18 protein-coding genes are annotated in these 21,303 nt (G+C 41.3%); 5 read left to right on the top strand and 13 right to left on the bottom strand.

Translation table 11 applies throughout. The annotated features are described in order from the left end of the window. Positions 1-9: 9 nt before the first annotated feature. Positions 10-489 (bottom strand): acyl-CoA thioesterase, encoded by a 480-nt coding sequence (locus tag AC59GT_RS17860; protein WP_497238901.1) that lies wholly within the window; start codon positions 487-489, stop codon positions 10-12. A gap of 113 nt (positions 490-602) precedes the next feature. On the opposite strand from AC59GT_RS17860, the gene AC59GT_RS17855 reads away from it, so the two are divergent. Continuing rightward, a complete protein-coding gene (locus AC59GT_RS17855; protein ID WP_497238900.1) occupies positions 603-2,051 on the top strand; it encodes an aminotransferase-like domain-containing protein in 1,449 nt (482 codons plus the stop codon). On the opposite strand, the gene AC59GT_RS17850 is transcribed toward AC59GT_RS17855, so the two are convergent. Together AC59GT_RS17850 and AC59GT_RS17845 are read right to left on the bottom strand one after the other, a co-directional pair. Further along, complete coding sequence (locus AC59GT_RS17850; protein ID WP_497238899.1) at positions 2,035-2,412, bottom strand: RidA family protein; 378 nt, start codon at positions 2,410-2,412, stop codon at positions 2,035-2,037. The two genes, AC59GT_RS17855 and AC59GT_RS17850, sit on opposite strands and share 17 nt — an antisense overlap. A 5-nt stretch (positions 2,413-2,417) precedes the next feature. Beyond that, positions 2,418-2,972 (bottom strand): aspartate/glutamate racemase family protein, encoded by a 555-nt coding sequence (locus AC59GT_RS17845; RefSeq protein WP_497238898.1) that lies wholly within the window; start codon positions 2,970-2,972, stop codon positions 2,418-2,420. A gap of 322 nt (positions 2,973-3,294) precedes the next feature. Here AC59GT_RS17845 and AC59GT_RS17840 point away from each other — a divergent pair, with 322 nt between their 5' ends. Further along, positions 3,295-3,828, top strand: a complete 534-nt coding sequence (locus AC59GT_RS17840) for a GNAT family N-acetyltransferase (protein WP_497238897.1) — start codon at positions 3,295-3,297, stop codon at positions 3,826-3,828. A 272-nt stretch (positions 3,829-4,100) separates the two neighbouring features. Here AC59GT_RS17840 and AC59GT_RS17835 read toward each other — a convergent pair whose 3' ends face one another. Next, positions 4,101-8,396, bottom strand: coding sequence for an NACHT domain-containing protein (locus tag AC59GT_RS17835; RefSeq protein WP_497238896.1), 4,296 nt, complete (start codon positions 8,394-8,396; stop codon positions 4,101-4,103). 182 nt (positions 8,397-8,578) lie between these two features. On the opposite strand from AC59GT_RS17835, the gene AC59GT_RS17830 reads away from it, so the two are divergent. Further along, positions 8,579-8,896 carry a hypothetical protein gene (locus AC59GT_RS17830; protein ID WP_497238895.1) on the top strand — a complete coding sequence of 106 codons (318 nt, stop codon included), beginning with the start codon at positions 8,579-8,581 and terminating at the stop codon, positions 8,894-8,896. A gap of 16 nt (positions 8,897-8,912) precedes the next feature. Here AC59GT_RS17830 and AC59GT_RS17825 read toward each other — a convergent pair whose 3' ends face one another. From AC59GT_RS17825 to AC59GT_RS17795, 7 genes are all read right to left on the bottom strand, one after another. Then, a complete protein-coding gene (locus tag AC59GT_RS17825) occupies positions 8,913-10,343 on the bottom strand; it encodes a hypothetical protein (RefSeq protein WP_497238894.1) in 1,431 nt (476 codons plus the stop codon). Between the two features lie 36 nt (positions 10,344-10,379). Then, the gene (locus tag AC59GT_RS17820; RefSeq protein ID WP_497238893.1) at positions 10,380-11,483 is read right to left on the bottom strand and encodes a hypothetical protein; all 1,104 of its coding nucleotides are present in this window, start codon (positions 11,481-11,483) and stop codon (positions 10,380-10,382) included. Between the two features lie 41 nt (positions 11,484-11,524). Then, positions 11,525-12,487, bottom strand: coding sequence for a hypothetical protein (locus tag AC59GT_RS17815; protein ID WP_497238892.1), 963 nt, complete (start codon positions 12,485-12,487; stop codon positions 11,525-11,527). A 20-nt stretch (positions 12,488-12,507) separates the two neighbouring features. After that, on the bottom strand, positions 12,508-12,996 hold the full coding sequence (locus AC59GT_RS17810) for a hypothetical protein (RefSeq protein WP_497238891.1): 489 nt from the start codon (positions 12,994-12,996) through the stop codon (positions 12,508-12,510). After that, positions 12,997-15,477, bottom strand: a complete 2,481-nt coding sequence (locus AC59GT_RS17805) for a GmrSD restriction endonuclease domain-containing protein (RefSeq protein WP_497238890.1) — start codon at positions 15,475-15,477, stop codon at positions 12,997-12,999. A gap of 10 nt (positions 15,478-15,487) precedes the next feature. Continuing rightward, positions 15,488-17,383: a DUF262 domain-containing protein gene (locus AC59GT_RS17800; RefSeq protein WP_497238889.1), complete on the bottom strand. Its 1,896-nt coding sequence runs from the start codon at positions 17,381-17,383 to the stop codon at positions 15,488-15,490. Between the two features lie 180 nt (positions 17,384-17,563). Beyond that, complete coding sequence (locus AC59GT_RS17795) at positions 17,564-18,163, bottom strand: hypothetical protein (protein WP_497238888.1); 600 nt, start codon at positions 18,161-18,163, stop codon at positions 17,564-17,566. A 316-nt stretch (positions 18,164-18,479) separates the two neighbouring features. Between AC59GT_RS17795 and AC59GT_RS17790 the strand changes: the two genes are divergently transcribed. Next, complete coding sequence (locus AC59GT_RS17790) at positions 18,480-18,707, top strand: hypothetical protein (RefSeq protein WP_497238887.1); 228 nt, start codon at positions 18,480-18,482, stop codon at positions 18,705-18,707. On the opposite strand, the gene AC59GT_RS17785 is transcribed toward AC59GT_RS17790, so the two are convergent. Both AC59GT_RS17785 and AC59GT_RS17780 read right to left on the bottom strand, forming a co-directional pair. Continuing rightward, positions 18,704-19,507: an SOS response-associated peptidase gene (locus AC59GT_RS17785; RefSeq protein ID WP_497238886.1), complete on the bottom strand. Its 804-nt coding sequence runs from the start codon at positions 19,505-19,507 to the stop codon at positions 18,704-18,706. The genes AC59GT_RS17790 and AC59GT_RS17785 overlap by 4 nt on opposite strands. Before the next feature lie 3 nt (positions 19,508-19,510). After that, entirely contained in the window at positions 19,511-19,999 is a 489-nt protein-coding gene (locus AC59GT_RS17780; protein WP_497238885.1) for a hypothetical protein, read from the bottom strand. A 145-nt stretch (positions 20,000-20,144) separates the two neighbouring features. Here AC59GT_RS17780 and dinB point away from each other — a divergent pair, with 145 nt between their 5' ends. Further along, positions 20,145-21,302, top strand: coding sequence for a DNA polymerase IV (gene dinB, locus AC59GT_RS17775; protein WP_497238884.1), 1,158 nt, complete (start codon positions 20,145-20,147; stop codon positions 21,300-21,302). Position 21,303: the final 1 nt, after the last annotated feature.

Below are 21,303 nucleotides of genomic sequence, written 5' to 3'. Positions count from 1 at the left end.
ATGGTTTTGCTATCTTGTTCTGATCTCCTTAATTCTTGATTCAAAACCGGTCTCCATCGGCAGCGGATGGACGATCTGCTCAAATAATGTTAACAGATCCGCTGAATGCGTATGGGTGGATTGTTCAACCACATTGAAGTGAACCAGCTTCGTCCACATCAACACTTTTAATGCTGTCTGATCATGATTCCACATTAGTCCTTCAAACAATAAACTTTTCTTTGTGAAAGTGATTAACCGTGTCTGGATCGTGACCTCCTCCATCAGGTAAGCGGGAACCAGGTAGGAGATTTGCGTCTGGGCAGTAACCCAGCCGACACCCTGTTCCCGTCCCAGCCTGTAAATATCCAACCCGTAATGATCCTTTAACTGGTCGGCTCTTGCGGTAAGTATATAGTCAATATACCTGGAGTTATGCAGGTGGTTAAACGGGTCACAGTCGTGAAACCGGATCTTTGTCCGGCTTTCCAATATTTTCTTTAAAATCATAGCTGTGTAGTAGATCGTCCTATCTTTAATCAAAACTCCTCAAAAAAAAATATTGATAGCAGATGCAGTTTTTTTATTTTTGTTGATAGCAGTTTGTAACCCTGACCCATCAGATGATTAAAAATAATTTTATCTATTTAAAGATTGCCGGCCTGATAGAGCAGCAGATTCTCAACAATATTCTGCGTACTGGAGATAAACTCCCTTCTTTGAGGACAATCTGCAGGGAGCATGGGATCAGTCAAAATACTGCGCTGAACGCTTACATTTATCTGGAGAATAAAATGCTGATCGAAGCGCGCGCAAAATCAGGCTACTTTGTCAGATACTCCAGGATACGCGTACCCTCTGTCCCAGAAATTACCAGTCCTGCCGGCATAGCAAACTATGGGGAGAGTGAGATGCTGGTCAGTAAAGTTTATCAGAACCTTGGTGAAGACCTCTACCTGCAGTTATCTCTGGGGACCCCGGCAAATGAGCTGTTACCAATCGCGAAATTAAATAAAGGCTTAATGCTTGCTTCAAGGGAACTAAAAAACAGCGGCGTGTCTTATGAAAAAGTGGAAGGCAATGAAAGGCTGCGGCGACAGATAGCGCGTTGGGCGTTTACCATGAATTGTGATCTGAAAAGCGAAGACATCATTACGACAAGCGGCTGCCTTAACGCATTATCCTACAGCATGATGGCTGTTACTCAAAAAGGCGATACCGTGGCGATGGAAAGCCCGGTATCATTCGGAATGCTTCAGCTTGCAATTGCGCTCGGACTGAAAGTGTTAGAACTTCCTACACATCCGCAAACCGGGGTTGACCTGAACGCACTGGAAGATGCTATGAAAAATTCAGCCGTAAAGGCCTGTTTGCTGATTTCCAACTTCAGCAATCCTCTGGGAAGCTGCATGCCCGACGAGCATAAAAGAACGGCGGTAATATTAGCGGAAAAATACAATATTCCGCTAATCGAGAATGATCTAAACGGTGATGTCTACTTCGGCCCTCACCGGCCAAAATCCTGCAAAACATACGATACCAGCGGCATCGTTTTATGGTGCGGTTCCGTATCAAAAACCCTGGCACCAGGTTATCGCGTGGGCTGGGTAGCTCCGGGCCGGTTTAAAGAACAGGTGCTGAGAATGAAGTTATACCATTCTATTTCAGCGACGCCCATTACTCAGGAAGTAATTGCCGGTTTTCTGGAGACCGGCCGTTATGAAAAACATCTTCATCAGTTAAGGCACACGCTTCATGGTAATTTTCTAAAATATTCAAGAGCCATCGCCGAATATTTCCCGGATGGTACAATGGCCAGCCGGCCGCAGGGCGGGTTTGTAATTTGGGTTGAGCTGCCTGAACCGATGGACACGATGGCTCTTTATGAAAAAGCGATCACCAGGAAAATCAGTTTCGCTCCCGGCCGTATATTTACGCTTCAAAACCAGTACAACAGCTGTATGCGACTGAATTACGGATTAGTGTGGAATGAACGGCTGGAAACGTATCTAAAGGTATTAGGCAACCTGGCTAAAGCAGAATTAAAGGAAAAACTCATTTATGAGCAATAACTGAGATCTCGATCTTTACGTCTCCCGGGAGCTTGGAAACTTCAACCGTTGCCCTGGCGGGCGGAGTTTTGTTGAAAAAAGTTCCGTAAACCTTATTGACCTCATTAAAATCATCTAAATTTTTTAGGTAAAGTGTCGCGAAAAGGACCTTGTCAAGGCTGGAGTCTCCGCATTCCAGAAGGGCTTTTACATTTTCCATCACCTGACGGGTTTGCAGGCCGATTTCCTGACTGATCACTTCGTTTTTCCCGGGAATAAGGGGTATCTGACCTGACAAAAAGATTAGGTCACCATAGACAGTCCCCTGGCTGTAAGGTCCAACCGGATCGGAAGCGTTTTTTGTTTGGATAATTGTTTTCATGTACATTAAGCGAGAGAAAAATTAACTGCAGCTACAGCATGAGATTTAGTGAGATCAATAATAGTAAGAGGACATTCCTCTTGCTTGATAAGCAGGGGCAGCTCTGTACAGCCAAAAATCACAGCTTCTGCTCCCCGTGTATAAAGTTCGCTGATCATATGCAGGTATTTCTGCCGGGTTACCTCTAAGAAAATACCTCTTCCCAGTTCGCTGAAGATCGTCTCCTGTATATAATCACGCTTCTGCGACTGAGGGATAAGTACCTCGATACCCTTTAAGCGCAGTTTATCTTTAATAAATAATTCTTCCATCGTAAACTTTGTCCCCATCAGGGCTACTTTTTTTATTCCCTTTTCCGTCAATTCATCTGCGACAATATCTCCTATATGAATAAATGGTATTTCAATAGCCGCTGTGATCACTGACGCGATCTTATGTGGAGTAGCCGCGCAAAGAAGTATGCAAGCCGCACCAGCGTTTTCAAGGCCCCTTGCCGCTTCAACGTATTTATTGGCGATATCAAGCCATTTATCTGCATCAAGCAGCGCCTTAAATTCCATGGTTTAAGGAGTGGATCAAAAGCTCGGCAAAGTTCAACCCGCGTTTTCTTCTGTTAACTTCTTCATTGATGATCCTATAATATTCAATCGTGGATACCCAGCTCGTTCCACCGATCAGCCCAATTGGTTTCATATCTGAGATTTATGAAAACAAAGGTTCTAAATTGTCAGATCAGAAAACAGGTGCAGATTTAATAATATCGACCATAACAACAGATTCTTAAACAACTACGCTGCTTCTGCAAGTTAGCGAAGAAAGCTTTTATTCTATATTTGATCCTATTTATTAGTTTATGGTTCTTAAATAATTTACTGTGGAAAAATGAAAGTCATTATTCAGACCGAAAGATTGATTTTAAGAGAGATAGTTCAAACAGATGCAAAAGATATGTTCGAACTTGATTCAGATCCTTTAGTGCTCTCTTACTTGGGGCAAAATCCTATCTCAACGATTGAACAAGCTGAAGAAACAATAGCCTATATAAGAAAGCAGTATTTAGATAATGGGATTGGCAGATGGGCGATTGAAGAAATAGAAACAGGTAGATTTATCGGTTGGGCTGGTTTCAAATATATCACAGATGCCGTAAACGATCATATAAATTATTTTGATCTTGGGTATAGATTAATCAGAAGGTATTGGGGTAAGGGATATGCGAGCGAAGCGGCATTTTCTTGTGTAAAATACGGCTTCGACGAATTGATGATTCCCGAAATTTTTGCTATAGCTAATATATCGAATATAGGGTCAGTGAAAATTTTAGAACGAATCGGGTTTAAAAGGAATGAAACTTTTACTTTCCAAAACGAGCAACATTATTGGTTTAAGTTACAAAAGGCAGAATGGAACCCATGAGTATAGTCAATACTAAATGATACATTCAGCCGTTGGCATTACAGGCAGTTCCTGTAAGGACGGCAGCATGAAATAACAATTATGACCGAGACGTTGATGTTCAAATTCATGAAACATAATGAAGCATAGGGCCGCTAAATAAATCGAGCTGCTTTTTTCAGTATACTCTTCGCCATGATTAATTTCTGGATTGGGAAAATGAAAAATAATTCGCGGGTATATTTATTTTCAAAGAGAGTGCCTCCTTGAAAAGGTCCCACGCTTCTGAAACTTCAAGGGTAGTTAAACGGTATAATTTTAAAGTGCTTTGTCCATTCCCTTTCTTTGGCCTGCTTTCGGGACATATCCCACTTTCCTCCCGGAGGATACCAATCTCTTTCGCCTGAAACTATATAAAGCATCTCCAATTGATTATCTGCCAGGAACTTCTCCAGCAGATCCCTTCTGAGGTAGGCAAAGTTTTCCTGATCAACGTAATCATTGTTCAGGTAATGATGCAGGCTTGCTGACTGTCCGAATTCATCAACGAGTTCATTTCGGCTGTTACCTTTTCTCAGCCGGCAGTGGTCTATAATATTTTTACTCGGATAACTTGCCCCCTCAATAAACCTCACCGCGTGCTGTATCTCTATAGGTTCGCAGTCCGAATCCTGTTCAATTTTAATCTTTTTCTTTTGGACTCTCATTTCCACATCATTATCTGCCAAAAATTTTTCTAATGATTTTGAATGCTCTCCGGTTCTCACAAAACGGACAAGTTTCGGGGCTACCCCTGGTACAAAATCTTTTGAAACGCGGCGTATTCCCATCTCTTCCTCCATTTTATGCCACATCAGATCGGAAACCTCCGCCCTCATTTTTTTCCCATCCCGGTAGAAAACCCATTTGGAATGCCATAATTCTACTATTTTACGTTTCATCGTGTAATACCATTCCGTGAAATCGTTGTGCGGTATGGCTTTACCATCGGGAATTTCCATGACATGCACGTTCTTTGAATAAGGTAAGGAATCTCCAAAGCCCAGGTTGGTAGCCAGCGGAAAATCCCTGACAGCTCTTTTGTAATCTTTTCTACGCAGGAAAATTGCTTCAACATAGGTGAAAAGCTGACGGTTAAAAGACTCCTTGCACTGGTGGAAAAACCCATGCAGCAAACACCAGTCACCTGCTTTACCCTTGAACTGTGCAGGATAGACATACGGTTCGATATCGGGGACACTGGAATCATTACAATGAATTTTAAGCGGAATATCAGTATCAATAAAATCTTTGACAATGTGCGCCGTCTCCTGTGATTCCTCCTCTTCCACAGGATCAAATTTTGGTTCCTGTATACGGATCACGCTTTCCGAGCTGAGGCTGGCTTTGCCAAGATCGTTCAGATGCCCGAGTAATTCATAGTAAGCCTGATCGATGTACTTATCAGCGTAACGTTTTACTCCTGACTTATCACCGTACTCCTGCCATCTGACAATGGTTTTATCAAGTTCGCCGAATAATTCAAAATCATAACCAAGCTGATACGCTCTCCAGCGCAGATTTCCAAGGCGCTCGTTGTAAAGCGGCGTCGGCCTGTATTCGTTGCCGCCGGCACTGATGGGAAACATTTTTTCTTTCCCGAAACGGTGATGGATCAGTCCGTTACCATCCCGGTACTGGTTTTCATTTTTATCGGGGGAAAATCCCCAGTCCTGTACACCCAGGGCAGAAAAATTCTCCTTAATAGCTGCAAGCATCTTTGGATCATCCACTATGATCTCCAGGGTTTTAAAAGCATAATCGCGTGTGAGCAGTTGCGAGGTAGTGTAAATACTCGCGGGATTAAACAGGGTGTTTGCTATAAATTCACCCATGTTTTTAAACCGGATCCTGACATTTGGGTCCAGTCTGTTCTGAAGCACGATGTTATAGCCGATCACACTCATCCACTCGAAAACGGTCGGGTCATTTATACTGACTGAAAAATTGTAGAGGTCAAAAAATGCGTCCTCATTGAGTTTACCGAAATCATAAATTCCCTGGGACAGCTTCTTTTTCAAAGTGGGATCTGTTGAAGTCAGGTTCCACATCAGGAACCTGGCCACGAGCTTAAGCTTTTCCCGCTGTTCGGAACTTAAAACCGGTTGTTTCAGGAGTTCCGAAAAATCGTTTAACAGGTCATCGTGATAAGCGGCGTCCTTATTTCTAAGGTATTCCGTCCAGGTTGTATCCCGCAGATTCATCGGAATGCTGTGCAGATACTCCTCAAAAAAGCGAAAATTAAAAGGATGATTCGACAGAAACAGAACAGGTTCACAACGTTCTAAAAAAACAATAAAGTTATTTCCCACCCTCATGAGTTCCTTAATATTTCCAATCTCGCTTTGCGTAATACTCTCCGCAGGCAAGAGTAATGTAGCTTTTACAGAAGCATTAAAAAGCCAGTTAAAAGTTTCGTCGCCAGGCGTTACCCCTTCTATTATATGATGAACAAAAACCCCTTGTTGTAAAGGCAGCAGGGTACAAAGAGCGGTCAGGACATCCTCAAAAACAGGATGCTGCGACTGACCCCAGTGGTCGGTTAATCTTTTCCCCTCCTGAGTATTAAAAAAAGCACCGAAATCAGCTACCGTACCGAGTAAATATCGTGCGATAAAATAGCCCGACATCAGATCATAAGTAAGGTAAATGTGCTCGCTCTCGGAGCCGAAGTCACGTGTAAACAGCAGTTCTTCGTCGAGTATAGCCTTTGTAGCAGACTGATCGAAATGAACCATTCCGTCAGGATCAGCCAGATCGCTTAGCGTTTCCAGATCTATCCGGCGGCGTGGATTGATCCAGATGTCTGACGCGATTTTTTCAGTTATGGTACTTGCGAGTTTTTTATATTTTGCAAGAGGAGGCTTCCCTGTTTCAGTTAATTTACGGAAGATCTTCGCATCAGCTAATTCCGTGTACTTCTCAAAAGTCCTGTAGATAGAATGGTAGCCGAGTGATATCTCCTTCCAGTCCAGTTTATCAGGATTGGTTACCTCACAGAATATTTTGATGTAGATTGGTTTACTGAACTGGATCAGGGAGTTGAAGGACAGATCAGCCTGTATCTTATATTCCTGGAAATACTTTTTTGTTAATGCTTTCAGGTCTTCATGATTATTAAACCCGTCCAGTGAATGAAACTTGTCGCTGGGATGAAGATTTACATCGGACCAGAAATACTGTCCGTAGGACCTCCGGCAAGTTGTGATGAGCACCAGATTTTTCCTTGAGGTGATTTCAATTTCAAGCTGAGGAAGATCCTCGCGCACAACTCTATTTAAGGAGCCGTTTATTGCCAGGGCTTCATTCAGCCCGTCAATCACGACAGGCACCCGGATGTTATGAATGTGCCCTAATGAATCGAGCAGGTCCAGAAAACCGGTAAAATTATAATCCTTCGGAATATCGAAGAGCCTTAATATCTGATCACTAAGCGGGTTGGAACCGTTCAATTTTATTCCGGGGATAAACAGCGCCGGCAGCTGATGGTCCACATGGTCTTTTACCAGCGCAACACATAAGTTAGTCTTGCCCGACCCGCCGCTTCCCAGAAAATGATTGATCTTTTTCTTCAGCGGAATAGCCATATCGCGAACATAATATTCGATCTCCCGGATCAGATCAGCGCATTTGCTGTCGTGACTGCTTTTCGCTGCCAGATAGTGGGTATCTGATTTCAGTTCTGATTCGCCGCTGCTTTTTGTGACCTTATCTATATCACTGTAGAACTCCCGCCCGGCATTTTCATTAATAAGTTTTAGTTTATCGATCTCGGTAGCGAAATCATTTGGCTTCAGGGCGTCAATAGTATTCGCAAAAACTTTTTTGTACCGCTCAGCAAGCTGTGGCCTGAGCAGATCATACAGGCTATAAAATTCGGCGTATGCGGTCCTGTATTTCTTAAAGGCCGGACGAAAACGTTCGTCACCGGTTTTGAACGCATCCAGAATTTCTTGTCCTTCATTTGAAAGTTTATCCAGATGATCTTTGTAAAAGCTGATTCGCTGGCGGAATTTAGCGTTGCAGAGCGCAGGATTCAAACGGTAATATTCAAACTCACCGTTGCGGACGTACAACAACTCGTCAAATTTATTGCTGACCAGTGTGAACGTTTTTGCAAAAGACCTTTTGAACCAGGCAGCGTCAAGTTCAAGCGTATCAAAGAAGGCATGCCATATACCGGTAAATTCAGGCTGGTTTACATATGTATGTATCAGAGAATGCGTCCATGGTATGATCTCCATTTCCCTTTCAGACGGGATCTTGTTTTTTAGACCGCCGTTTATCCAGGTGGTTTCATCCGGTGTCGGATCCAGCGGAAGGCACAAAAACCATTTCTTCAAACGGGGATGTTTATCGAGACTCTTGGTGAGCGAACCGATAATGGCGGGTTTTCGGTTACTGTCAGCCAGACGAACGTTGCCCTCGTAAAACTTACACTGCCATCCCCATTCGTCGCCGTTCTCCAGTGTTAAGTAAAACTCAACTCCGTCGCCGCCGCCGCTGTCATCTATCGGCGTAAAAACGCCCATGTGTCCAAATTTTCTCACAGCCAGCTGAAAACATAATTGTTCAAAGCTTCTTTCCCTGCTTGTCTTATACGGTTTAAGTTTATTCCAGTCCAGCATATTAAAACAAAAATAAAGAATCAGGAAGATCAAAATCTTAGTATTTATCAACGTTATGTCTTCATCATTCGGACGATTTGTACATTCACGCAGATTATAACCAAATGAAAAACGGAAATACCATTTATCCCTGGAGAATAAAAAAAGGGGCTTATAACTTTATGAGTTCGCGGTTAAGGTATCCGGAGCAGGTTGACCGGAGGATGGATGACCAGATCTGCCGGATTACGGTAACAGATTATACCATAAAAGCTAATATAAAACCCCAATACCACCAGGAACTTGAGCGGGACCACTTATGGCAGGTAGAAGTACTTGGGATCAAAGACCGGGAATTTCTGGTGCTGCAAAGCCAGCTGACCGATCTCGGGGAGGATATCATTGTATTTGACGAAAACGGGAATAAACTATTTGGTCAATAAGCAAAACAAGTACATGTTATTTCAAGGTGCCAATTTTGTTAAAGTTGAAAGACCGCAGAAATAAATCAAGTGTCACTCTGTTATAAAATGATCTCACTTTGAGCGTGTGAGCTTCGATTTCATTTTTAAGTTCTTCTGTTGTTTGAAGATTGAAAAAGTTTACCATCTCTGTCGCGAAAGCCTCCTGTTCTGCTTTTTTCAAAAACACCGGGGGCTCTTTAAGGAAGACAATGCTCCATGGTTTCCAGCCATGGCTGAACCTGGAATGATCAGGTTTGGTAATTTTGTTATAGAGATATAGAAAAAAATCAGCTGCTGCAAAGTCTCTCATCGGAATCAGTTCGGCCAACGCTCCATTTTGATGCCTGTCTTTAAGCAAATTTGCATGCAGGCTTGTGATTCCGCGCCTTTCACTTTCTTCTTTCAGCAGATACGCCCATTCTGTCCCATAATAATAATAAACATCGGCAGGCCCGTTTTCCTCTAAAAGATATTTTACCGTTATTGTTTTTTGCAGTAAGCGCTGAATAATTGAATACTGCTCCTCTGCAATCAGGAACGCAAATAAGGTGGTAAGCATTTCATGGCCAGCAAAACGAAAGAAATCATAATCACCGTCGAAGGTAATTCCGCCGCTATCAGCTACCCGATATCTTTCAATTACGCTTCCAAACCATTTATAGATCTCTTCAATTAAGGTAGCATCTTTTATTACCACAGCAGTGTTTGCAACAACTGCAAATTCCAGTACCAGTGGTTCCGACTTCTCAATAGCCGACATTAAATGATCTAAGGTGCCGCCATTGTGAATTGTTGGCGGTGCCAGTTCTGACAGCTTCTCCAGGATGGTTTTCAAAAACCTCCTGAGCGTTATGATCCGGTTGTTTGACTGGTTTTCAATGGCGGATATCAATGCATTGATATCCGGACTGGTTAGTTCATCATCGGGAACCACAAGGAATGCATCTCTGAGCGCGCCGTTAAGCTTATTTTCAAGTTCTTTTCGTGTTTCGGCCCGTTCAACCGCATTTTCAGCAGAACAATAAGTCATGATGCGTTTTGAGCGAAGATCGAATGGCAATTCTTCGGGTTTCCCAAATGCAGTATTAAAAACAAGAATAACCCGTTCATGGCCAAGGCAATGCAAAGCATACCCAAGTTCGATAAGCACATTAGGATTCGGGGTTTTACGGCCCTCGTAACTGCTGTTTATAATGGATATATCGGCTACAAACACATGACTATTGCTGATCTTATGAAATATCGCTGCTGAAATATCTGGTGAACCGGGCAGGTCAAGGGTGTCCCTGTCAATCCTCGGCTCAACTGCTACCGAATGATCCGCCGCGATCTTCTTTGCTGCCGTTTCTAATGAATGCTGGATCAGGTTGCGGTTTGCCGCACCTTTAATATCAGACTGCCATGAATAAAATACCCGTCTTATCATTTTACATTAACACTTGATTTTAGAATTTAGTAAAAATTACAACAACGCTTTTGCCGCGTTAACAGCAGCTAATATCATTGTCCTCGCCCCGGCTCTTTTCAATAAATTCTCATATTCTTCACTTGAAATAATCCAGTTATTAAAGGCCAGAAATTGCATGTTTATTGCCTCTTCCGTTCGGCATTTTGTCAAAAACACCATTTGTATATGGGTCGTTTGTTCCCATACATAAAGACCGAAATCTGAAACTACAACACTTACATCTGTGTATCCTATCACATTTTTGACCTGGGTTTCCGTCGCTGTTCCAAATACACCGACAAAATGTATTGGTCCTGTTTTACCTGCATCATATAAAACAGGGTCATTTAAAAAAGGACGCCCCGCAAATGCTTTAGCGTCCTCCCTGGACATATTGTCCGGGATGGAAAATACAGGTCTTGTAACGTCAGGAAAATAAACAGAATTGCTTATCAATTTTTTAAGAATCCTGGTAATTGCTTTATCCCTGTCACTATATTTCATCTTCTTCCAATCAAGGGAGACCTTGTTGTTCGATTCTACGTTAAAATACTGGTTGGACAATTTAATGCGTGTTTCGAAATGCCTGGATAAAGTGCTTAGCACAGTTTGATAAAGTTCTTCTTGAAAGTCAGCAGATGATTTGTGGCCTGTCATCAGCTTTACCGGGTTGCCAAACCTGTTCATTTTCGAAAGGTAATCTTCAAACGCCTTGTTTCTTTTTATATCCTCTGCCTCAAAAGAGTTAACAAGTGCAAATTCCCTGATATCGATCACTGCAGTTTTATTTTGTGAAACAGCGAGTGCCTGCTCCATTTCGGCATGACAGATACCTACATCAATTCCTGCAGGTGCCCAGCCTCCATAGCCATTGTATAAAACAATGGTAAAATCTGAATCCTTTATTTCGTCAAGGCAGGTTTGATAACTGTCTTTTGATGCATCCGCTGCAAAATCCTCATTAATCTTTACTTCAAAAATTGGATTACCCAAAAACAGTTCACTTTGAAGTTTTGCTTTTAATTTCCGTCTAATTTTTGTAAGACTTTCGCCTGGTACAGTATCAATTGTGATTGGGTCATTGTTGCGGCTGGAAATAAATATCTTAAAATTTAACATGACAGGTTTAATAAGGACTTTTAAAATAGGTGGAATTGAGTTTATAGCTGATTAGTTTGCCTCGTGATTTTAACAGGACCATTATTTTCGATATGAAAAATATCAGCCTGATTGGAATCTAATGAACCCACAATTGTATATGTAACGGTTTTCAAGCACAATTCATCACGGATTTGATAGACTATATGACCAAAATTATATTGGGAAAGTCCGTCTTTACTGATAGGATAACCTGGGAATCGTTTTGTAGGATCATTAAATTCCGGCTGCAAAGTGTGGACCAATAGCTTTTCGGCATCCAAAGCTATGGTACGTTTTGTCGGAAATGTCTTGAGAGCAACGTCCGAGTCATCTGGTGTAACTGTATCTACTGAAACTACTTCGCTAACATCAAACAGGAGTAAACAAAGTTCGTGGGTAGGCAACGCCTTCCCTTGCGGCATCACAATACTTAGGATTTTCTGAAGGGTATTGTGACCATCCAACCGCTTCCAGATGGGCTGATCTGTAGCTTTCCCTACATAATGTACATGATATGTAATAAAAGGCAGGAAATTACCAGTAACCTCTGCATGTAATTTATCTGTCAGCCAATGGTATATAAAGCGTTCTGGCGTTAGCCAGCTTTTAAAATGCCCGTCTTCAAAAAATCTCAGACCGTCCACTTCTGTCAACGGCAACTTAAGCGGATCACGATTTTTATCATGCCAGCCAATTTCCATTGCCAGATCAGCATTAATATCGTCAAATAGGCTTATTTGACGTATAGGCATTTTACAATTTAACACATCACTACATAATTGCTGATGAATTTCAAAAGTAATGACATCGTTAAAAGATGCAACATTTTCAAAAGTTAATAACGGACGCTGGACGATTATATAAAGCATACTTTCTGCCAGCAAGTCCCGAACTACTTCCTCCGTTCGCACAAACGTAAAATCGTAATTGCTGATCGGCGGATAGGCCAGTCGAAGCCTGATATCAAGTCCTGTAAAATTCATTTTTATTATGATTTAGTAAATTATGACCTTACAAATAGTCCATACGCAACAACTTTATACATTCCTTCTTCCCGCCAGCCATTGTTAATTATTCGGTAATTTTTGATCACATTATGGCTCAGACTGCATTGTTTATTCTTGATGTAAGAAAAATCATCATGTGTATGTGAATAGATTAGCAGGCTTTCAACGTTACTTAGCTCTGTTGGTTTAAGTTTTTGTTCTTCACTCAAATTCCCAAAGCTGACCATTAACTTATGTCTTTTATGAGCTTCCTTAAAATCAGCTTGCTTAAGTAAGTGATCTTTCTGAAATATCCTAGTGGTTACATACTGTTCTATGCATTTCCCGATATAAAAAAGCTTGAACATGTTATTGTGCCGGCCAACAATTTTGTAGAAATAAGTGTCCTTACATTTTTCTACTTCCATTTCGCTCACTACCTCCAGGCTAAGCGGTTTTTGCCATTTGATCGCGACGTCAATTCTTTTATGCTCAAACTGGTGCATTTATTGTATTTTTAAGAGTGATTCGGAAAGATCGCGAAGCGTATAGACAACTGTTCGCTCATCTACATTTATAACATATCTCAAACCATTATCTTTAAAGGAAAGGTTAGAAAGACTGATTTTGATATTGTCATGGATTTCTACCTGATCCTGATTATAAAATTCTACGCTGAATTCTGCTTTAGTACCTTCGGAATAAATAGCCACCGTATAGAGTGAGTCCCTGTAAGAAAAACTTTTTAGTCTTAGACACGGTTCTTCATTAGAAGATTTAACATCATGATGTCTGATCTGATCATTAAAGGCGCTAAAATGCAGGGTTCCGGATTTTTCCAGCATTACCCACAATGCATATAAATAGAGATCTGTATGATAATGGTTCATCTGCGATTGGCTCAGTAAGGTTACTTCAAGATTATCACGAACTTTGATCATTCGCTGATTACAGTATCCAATACACTTTGGCGTAGAGATAAATATTCTTCGCCAATCTGTAATGGACGACCCGTTAATAATATCTATAAGCTCTCTGTTGTCATCGAGAAGATCTTTTAGACAACTGTTTTTTTCATTGTTCCTGAACAGTCTTCGCCAGTTCTCCTCACGCTGCCTTACAGTTCCACGCCCAGATTGGCAAAAGCTGACGTTTCCGCCAGATTCGATCAGAAAGTTACCTTTTGTCAGCAGTGCCCGCTGCAACCTGAATTTATTCACATCGGCTGCGAATGCTTCATCGGAGAAGAGAGCCTTAGCTTTGGCGGCATATCGTTTGAAATCTTTAAGGTAATCTTCTTTATTGATCCTGCTGAATAATAATAGAAAACCTATTTGCCCGTAAAAATATTCATGATTTTCCGCATGGATCAGTTCGTTTTCCCAGGCTCTGTCGGCAGTTATCAGGCGGCATTTTACTTTTTCTTCTGTAAGTTGTGCGGGGGATAAAAACAAAATGTCGTCGACGCTGTCCGATGCGAGATAATTATATATCTGAAATTGGTGTTCGGATAATTTGACAATGGATTTCAAAGCACTGATATAGTCCGGCGGACTATCTATAGCAGAATTATAAATAAGGTTTTTTGTTACGCGTGACCATTCAAACAATTGACGTCGCTCATCATCAGAATATAAGGAAAGATTAATCTTGCGAGCCGAAATAAAACAAATCAATGCGTGAATATAACAGCGGTCCCATAAATTGATCGTTAAAAGGTCCGGCCCCAACAATTTTCGAAGTATCTGATCTTTGCCTTCCGGATATAATGGTTCCAGAACAGTTTCAAGTACACTGTATCCGCTGTCTTCAAGTGCGGAAAGTGTATGAAAGATATGATTTAGCTCTGTTTCTGAAAAGCAGCCGATGCCTTTATATACAGCCGGAGGTATATAATCGTTCTTCCGAAGCAGGTCAAAATTAAAGCTTGCAGAGGCTGATATCTTGCTGTCGTTTACCTCAACTGTTCTCGCATAAATGTTAAGTGCCATGAAGTTGAAAAAAGCCATATACTGGTCATCAACTTCAAATGAGTTTTTTTTCTTGAAACGCCAGAAAAGATCTGCCCACTGAATATCAATTCTCTTATGCCACTCTTTAATTAATATTTTAAGATCCTCCTTTTTAACGTGTTCCTGAAGCCATGTTTTGAAGTTTTCAAAATCGGACAGCTGTTTTCCTCTGGCATTCATTTTAACATACAGGTCATCAGTAAGTTCGAACTTGTCCATATCCAGAAAGTCGAATGAGATAAGATCTGACTGGGTAAGCGATTCCAGCATAAGCTCCAGGCGGTCGTTTGCGAAAGATGACAGATGACGGTGTATCTCGTCAAGTACCGTTAACATTCCTTTCACTGTGGGATCTTTACGCCAGTAGGAAAAAAACCAGGACCGGTCTGAGATCTGAGATGAGAGTAAATTTTGTTTTGCCGCCGCATACTGCGAAGGGTCGTCAATCAGGAAATCTTCAGTTGATAAGGCGCGGCAAAAACTGTCAGATCCGGGGCGTGTACGGTAAGTAAAATTAAGCAGCGCAGTCCTGCTTCTTTGTGTTCTGGTCAGGAGATACCAATGCAGGAGATACAGTGTTGTCAGACGCTGCTGACCATCAAGCGGAACAAACGTAGTATCCGGAGATGCACTATCTGCGGTACCAGACATTTCTAAAAATTCATATTTTATCTTAATCTTAAGCGTATCTGAATAAGATTTTACAGATTTAAGCAGACTGTCTATAGCCGTCTTGTTTTTTTGGCGGGTATGAGCATCTATTCGTCCGTTAATTTTCCCGTAAACGAAGTCAAGATGTACAGGTGTTGTTCGGTTATTAAGATTAGTAACCAGGTCTGTCACAAATTTTTTTCTGATCTGAGCAGCCTTTGGATCATCCTGTTCATCCCGGCCCTGTGCATAGTCGCGCTGTATGATCGGAATCTCAACCCTGTGATTAGTTATTAGCTTCCAGAAAGTGTTAATTTGGTTCATACGTAGTTCATCAGGGTTTATAATAATCGCTCAACGTTTCTTCAATGGAGGCCTCATAATCTTTTCTGTCTTCCGCACCCCAAAATTCCATCTGTATATCAGTAGTCGCTTTAGTGTAATATTTAAGGAAAGCATTTTTTGTACATACAGGAATGAATGCAGATTCAAACTTTCCGTTAAGAGTCACACCTCCTTTTCTGTCAGCGTCCAGAATTACCAGCCTCTTATCTAAAAAGGGTTTATTCCCAATCGCACTATTGGTTTTCAGATCCAGCAATGCGAGATTGGCAATTTTGTGAGTATTTAAATATTCAGCTAGTTCTTCTGATAATTCTGCCAGGTTCTGCTTTTGAAGTGCTTTTAGGGGATCCTGGCCTAAGCCTTCAGCCAAATCATTTAGCCTGTTCTGAAGGGAAGAATTCTGTTCTGTAGGTTCTTTTCGATCTGAAAGCACATTTTTTAAAAGGTTAAGGCTATCCGTCGCCCAAAGTTTCACCTGGTACACGGTGGTAAACAGTTTAGTCTGCTGGGCGTGGATATGCTCAATGCTCCAGCGCTGCTGTTTCAACCGATGAAACGGAAACCTGAAATTCGCATCACTTCGCTGGTAGGTCTCTATATTAAATAATTGCAATACTGCGAGAGTCTCAGCGGGTGAATCCTTGTAATGCAGGTTGGTTAAACCGTATGCAGATGATTTTCCATTGACCGGCTTAAAACGATCATGTATGATTTTCTTTAACTGTTCCTTATAATACTCTTTCCCGTGTCCCTTGCTGATTTCTACCAGTTGAGAAACTGTTTTAAACTGCTGAGAGATAATAAAACCCATACGATGATAGGTTTCCCGGTCATCGAACCATTCAGATAGCTGATCAAAAAGTTGTTTAACTTTACCCCAATCCAGTTTTTTCCCTGATTTCAGATCATTTGCATACTGCCTGTAAGTGAAATAATCATCTTTTTTATTCTTGTCCTTCAACTCCTTCTTTTTGATGATGTTAAAAAGAATGTCGATGCGTGTCGGGAAATGTTCCTTGTCCGGATTCGGGTGAATAAAATACCAGAACTCCGGATTTTGGAGTGCATTTTCAATTGCATTCCAATCATGTGCTATTGAATTCTGACGGAAGTCATTAACCTCTTTATTTGAGATATCTTTACAGCTGATCAAAAACAGTGCTTTAATCAATTCAGCGTTAGTTAAACGTATTTTCCCGCTGTTAATATTAAGAAAAACATTTTCCGGTGATTCTTCAGAATAAATCTCATACCAGATAATGTTGGTGAACTCCAGGAGGTTAGATCTGAATCTCGCTAACTCATCGATAGATTTGCCGCTAAACCAAGCCCTAATTGTATTCCAAACCTGGAAAAAATGGTAATTGTCAACATTGTCAAATTCCGCACTTTGACTTAACAGATAGTCATTCCACTGGGCATCCAAACTATTAATTAGCTTAGGAACATCCGGTATAAGATGATTAAGAACTTCGTAATGCTTAAGCTGATTAACCTGATTAATAAAAATTCCGCTCGCCGGTCTTGTCCGGTAGAATATCTTGCAGAAATCTGCCGTGCCATTCAGATAACTCATGATCATGAAGATGGTTGTCATCCGCTGTTGCCCATCGATCAGTTCATAAACTTTATTGGAACTAAAAGCAGGGAAAACAAAGTCGGTATTATCACTATCAAGTTCTTTAACAACAAGAGGCTGAAGGCAGTAGATTCCTGAATCAGTATCGAATTCATGGACATCGTTTAAAAGATCAAGAGCTTCCTGAGCTGTCCACTTATAACCTCTCTGATAACTGTTAACGAGAAAATTCAGCCCTTTGAGTTCATGAACTGGTCTAAGCCGAAAAAGAAGTTCATCATCATTTAATATTTTTTCAGAAACCATACGGGATTGTAATTGTGATTTGACCGAGTTAAAGGTGGATAAAAATACAAACAAAAAGCACATTGTAATGAGCGGTTGTACCTGTAGTTACATTTATTACTAAAACCTTCCTTCAATAATTAGAAATCAACGGACGGTCGAAAAAATTTTATATAACAGGAATTAAGGATCTGCAAAACATTAAAAAAGTGAAAGCTGCACCATGTTTACTTCAGCTTTTATAATATCCCGGAGAGTGCCGGTAATGACAGTGTGTTTGTAATTGGTCGTATCTGGATGGTTGAGTTTATCGGTCATTATTTTTTTAAGTTCAGTCATACCTGCGTTCACTGCAGATTCCCTCTTGCTGAACTGTTTGCCATAAACAGAAAGCGCTGAACCGCCGCCAGCAGTACCAAAACTGTAATTTAGTGCGTAAGTCCATACATTTGATTTGCCTTTGCCAATATGGATAATACTGTGCTCACCGTATCGTGCTTCATTTCCGAATTTCAGATCTTGTGTTTCCAAAAACTGGGGGCGGTTAAACCAGCCATACTGATCAAAACTGATGTCTCTAAACCCGAATTCACAGCTTTTCCGAAAAGCATAAACATTCATCAGAATGCTGCGGAAGCAGTCGCCGAACTGATTGAACCAGTTAAGCCGAGTGATGTCAGACTGCTCAACAGATAATAGAATCTCTTTCAGAATGGCGGGTTCGTAATGTGTATGACACCCTTTATCCAAGTAGGTTTTTACTTCATTCGCTGATTGGAGGTTTAAAAATGCTGTTTCCATAATTACTTTTTGATGCAGGAATAAAGCAAACGGATGATGTGTCAGGGGCCACGGTGTGCCGTGGTTTATATACCCTTGACGCATTAGCAGGAAGATTTACCTTAGCATAAAAAAAGTGGTTTTGGAACAGTTCCCTCCAAATCAGTATGATTGAAAATAAATGATTCGGCAAGACGCTGGCAACCCGAGTTATGAGAATAACAAAGTTTGTGCGGATCTGATCAATTCAAGATTTTGGCGGATGCGTCTGCCCATATATTTGAAAAATGATCAGGTATTATTGCAACTATATTAAATCCAATTTGTTAATGAACTTATGGAATCGTATGAAGAACTGCACAGTTTTCCTTATAATGAAACAATTGACGGCGTTGAGCATAATTTCCGTATTACCGAAAATGGCAACAGTTATGGTATAGAAAGTGACGGTATAGTGATTGCTGAGGTATCACATGATGACCAGTGGCAGCAAATTTCCGGCAATCCACTAAGTGAAGAATTGAAGCGCAATATCTGTGAACATATCGAATCACATTACGATTAAAAGAGGCTCGCCTGTTCAGCTGGTGGTTCTTCCTGACCGTAAACCGGCAATTTTTTACCCCAGTCATAATAGGCATCGCGTGGCTGACCAGCTGGTAAAGCGTTTTTGCCCCGGATGGTCCATACCGGGTGATGAGCAATCGCATCAGATGGCATTTCAAAATGAAAAAACTCATCCATGTCATCATCAGCCAGATCATCCAGTACCCAGGCTTGTTCCATTTCAGGTGTAAGGAAAAGTGGCATGCGGTGTTTATTATCACCGGAGTTATGTATCCACTGCATTTTATCGTTGGCATGCCGTGTGATCATGGTGAAGGACGCCACACTGTAAAATTCACCAGTGTACTGGTCCACTTCCTGACTGACCTGGTAAAGTGCCGGCACATAAAATCCCTTGCGGCCTTCAAGGCTGATATGATAAGGTATTTTATTTTTAAATCCTTTTACTTCCCTATGTTCATAGATGCCGGTAACCGGGATCAGGCAACGGTTTTGACGTATCCGATACCAGTAGGATTTTTTATCATCAATAATTCTTTCAGACCGGGCATTTACATAATTTAGCCGCTGCTTTTGCCTTTCGTTAGGATCATCGATAAATGTTGGCACTACACCCCAGCTCATATTCGCTAAGACCAAGGCCTTCCTGTTTACTACAATCGGGTGTGTGGGCAATACTTCGCAGGTTACATGCACCATTTCGTTAGGATAATGAGCCAAACTGGGAGCCAGTTGAATACCCTTAAAATCCTGCGTTACGATCTGTATTTCTGAATGAAAGCTAATATCTCTGCACATAAGCTATTTGATCATATCATAAAAAAGCGCCGTATGAATTAGTTCACCCGAAGTGATCTCTGCTTTCAAACGCCCGTATTCCACAAATATACGCACATCAAAATGATCCTCTTTTTTCATGCGGATATAGTGAATATACGCAGAAACACTTTTTACATAAGCTTTTTGAAGTCTTTTTTCATGACGGGCATCTATTGTGCCATTAAAGAACATCGCAATTCCCAATCCGGTTTTTAAAAGCTTAATAACTGTCTGGTACTGACTCAGATCCAAAAGATTCTGCGCCTTACCCTCATTAAGCCGTAATTCCTGCTCATGGTAACGCGCTTCATGCTCCTCCGCATAAGCAGACAATAAAAATGTTTTTTGTAATGGCTGGCCGGGCCACTGAAAACGCTGGATAACCACATAAGGCTTGCCAGTCCCCATGAGTTTCTTCAGGGTATCTTCCTTGATGCGCAGAAATGGATTATAAAACAAGCTATCAGTCATTTAGCCCGGTGTTTAAAATTATTTTCAAATATAAACAAAATGCTAATATTTTTAGTATTAGTTTTGTTATCCATTTTCTGAACGAATAATAGCAAAAAATGATGTGATTAAAAATTGACCATTTACTAATTAATCAAAAGGCATAATGAACGCAGACCGCCAGATCATCCACATGGATCAGGATGCATTTTTTGTATCCGTTGAAGTCCGTAAAAACCCGCAGTTAACAGGTAAACCGGTGATTATCGGCAGCCTGTCCGACCGTGGCGTGGTCGCATCCTGCAGCTATGAAGCAAGAAAGTTTGGGGTGCACTCGGCTATGCCGGCCAAGCTTGCGCGCATGCTCTGTCCGCATGGCATTTGGATCAGGGGAAACATGGACGAATACTCCAAAGCCTCGCACGAAATTACAGCTATTCTGAAAGAACGGGTTCCGCTGATCGAAAAAGCCAGTATCGATGAACATTACATCGATATGACCGGCATGGACCGTTATCACGGAACGCTGCAATATGCCCATGAACTGAAAGAGGCAGTGATTAAGGAAACAGGTCTTCCAATTTCCTTTGGGTTGTCAGTAAACAAGACCGTATCAAAAATGGCGACCAATGAATGTAAGCCAAACGGGGAACTCTTCGTTGAGCCAGTAGGTGTACGGCCATTCCTAAATCCGCTTTCAATAAAAAAGATACCAGGCCTTGGTGAAAAAACTTTTATCAAACTGAGTGACATGGGTGTTAAACGCATTTATCAGCTGGCCGAAGTACACCCCGAATACATGACGAGTATTCTCGGAAAGAACGGGATCTGGTTATTGAACAAAGCAAAGGGCATAGATGATTCACTGGTTGTTCCTTATCAGGAACAAAAATCTATCGGTACACAGAGCACGTTCAAAAGTGACAGCATAGATATGGAGGCAATTAATTATTTACTGACTTCGATGGTAATGGATCTGGCTTTTGAACTTCGTCAGAAACAGAAACAATGTGCATGCATAACCGTAACTGTGCGGTATTCAACCCGGGAGGACGTAACCAAACAGGCTGCGATACCTTATACAGCCCTGGACGGTGTTCTTATAAAAAAAACAAAAGAACTGTTTAAACAAGCTTATCAAAAGCGCCTTCTGATCAGGCTTGTGGGTGTAAGGCTGTCTAATCTTGTAAATGGTTTTGAACAGATAGATCTGTACAGTGCGTCCGAAGAACAGTATAGTTTATGCCAGGCAATGGATAAAATACGCCGCCGGTTCGGGCCGCAGGCAATCAAACTGGCATCAGGCATGAATCTAAATTTGTAAA

The organism is Mucilaginibacter sp. 320_HR, assembly GCF_059691875.1.
Note: the sequence above shows the minus strand (reverse complement) of the source record. Positions and strands in the feature narration are given on the sequence as shown.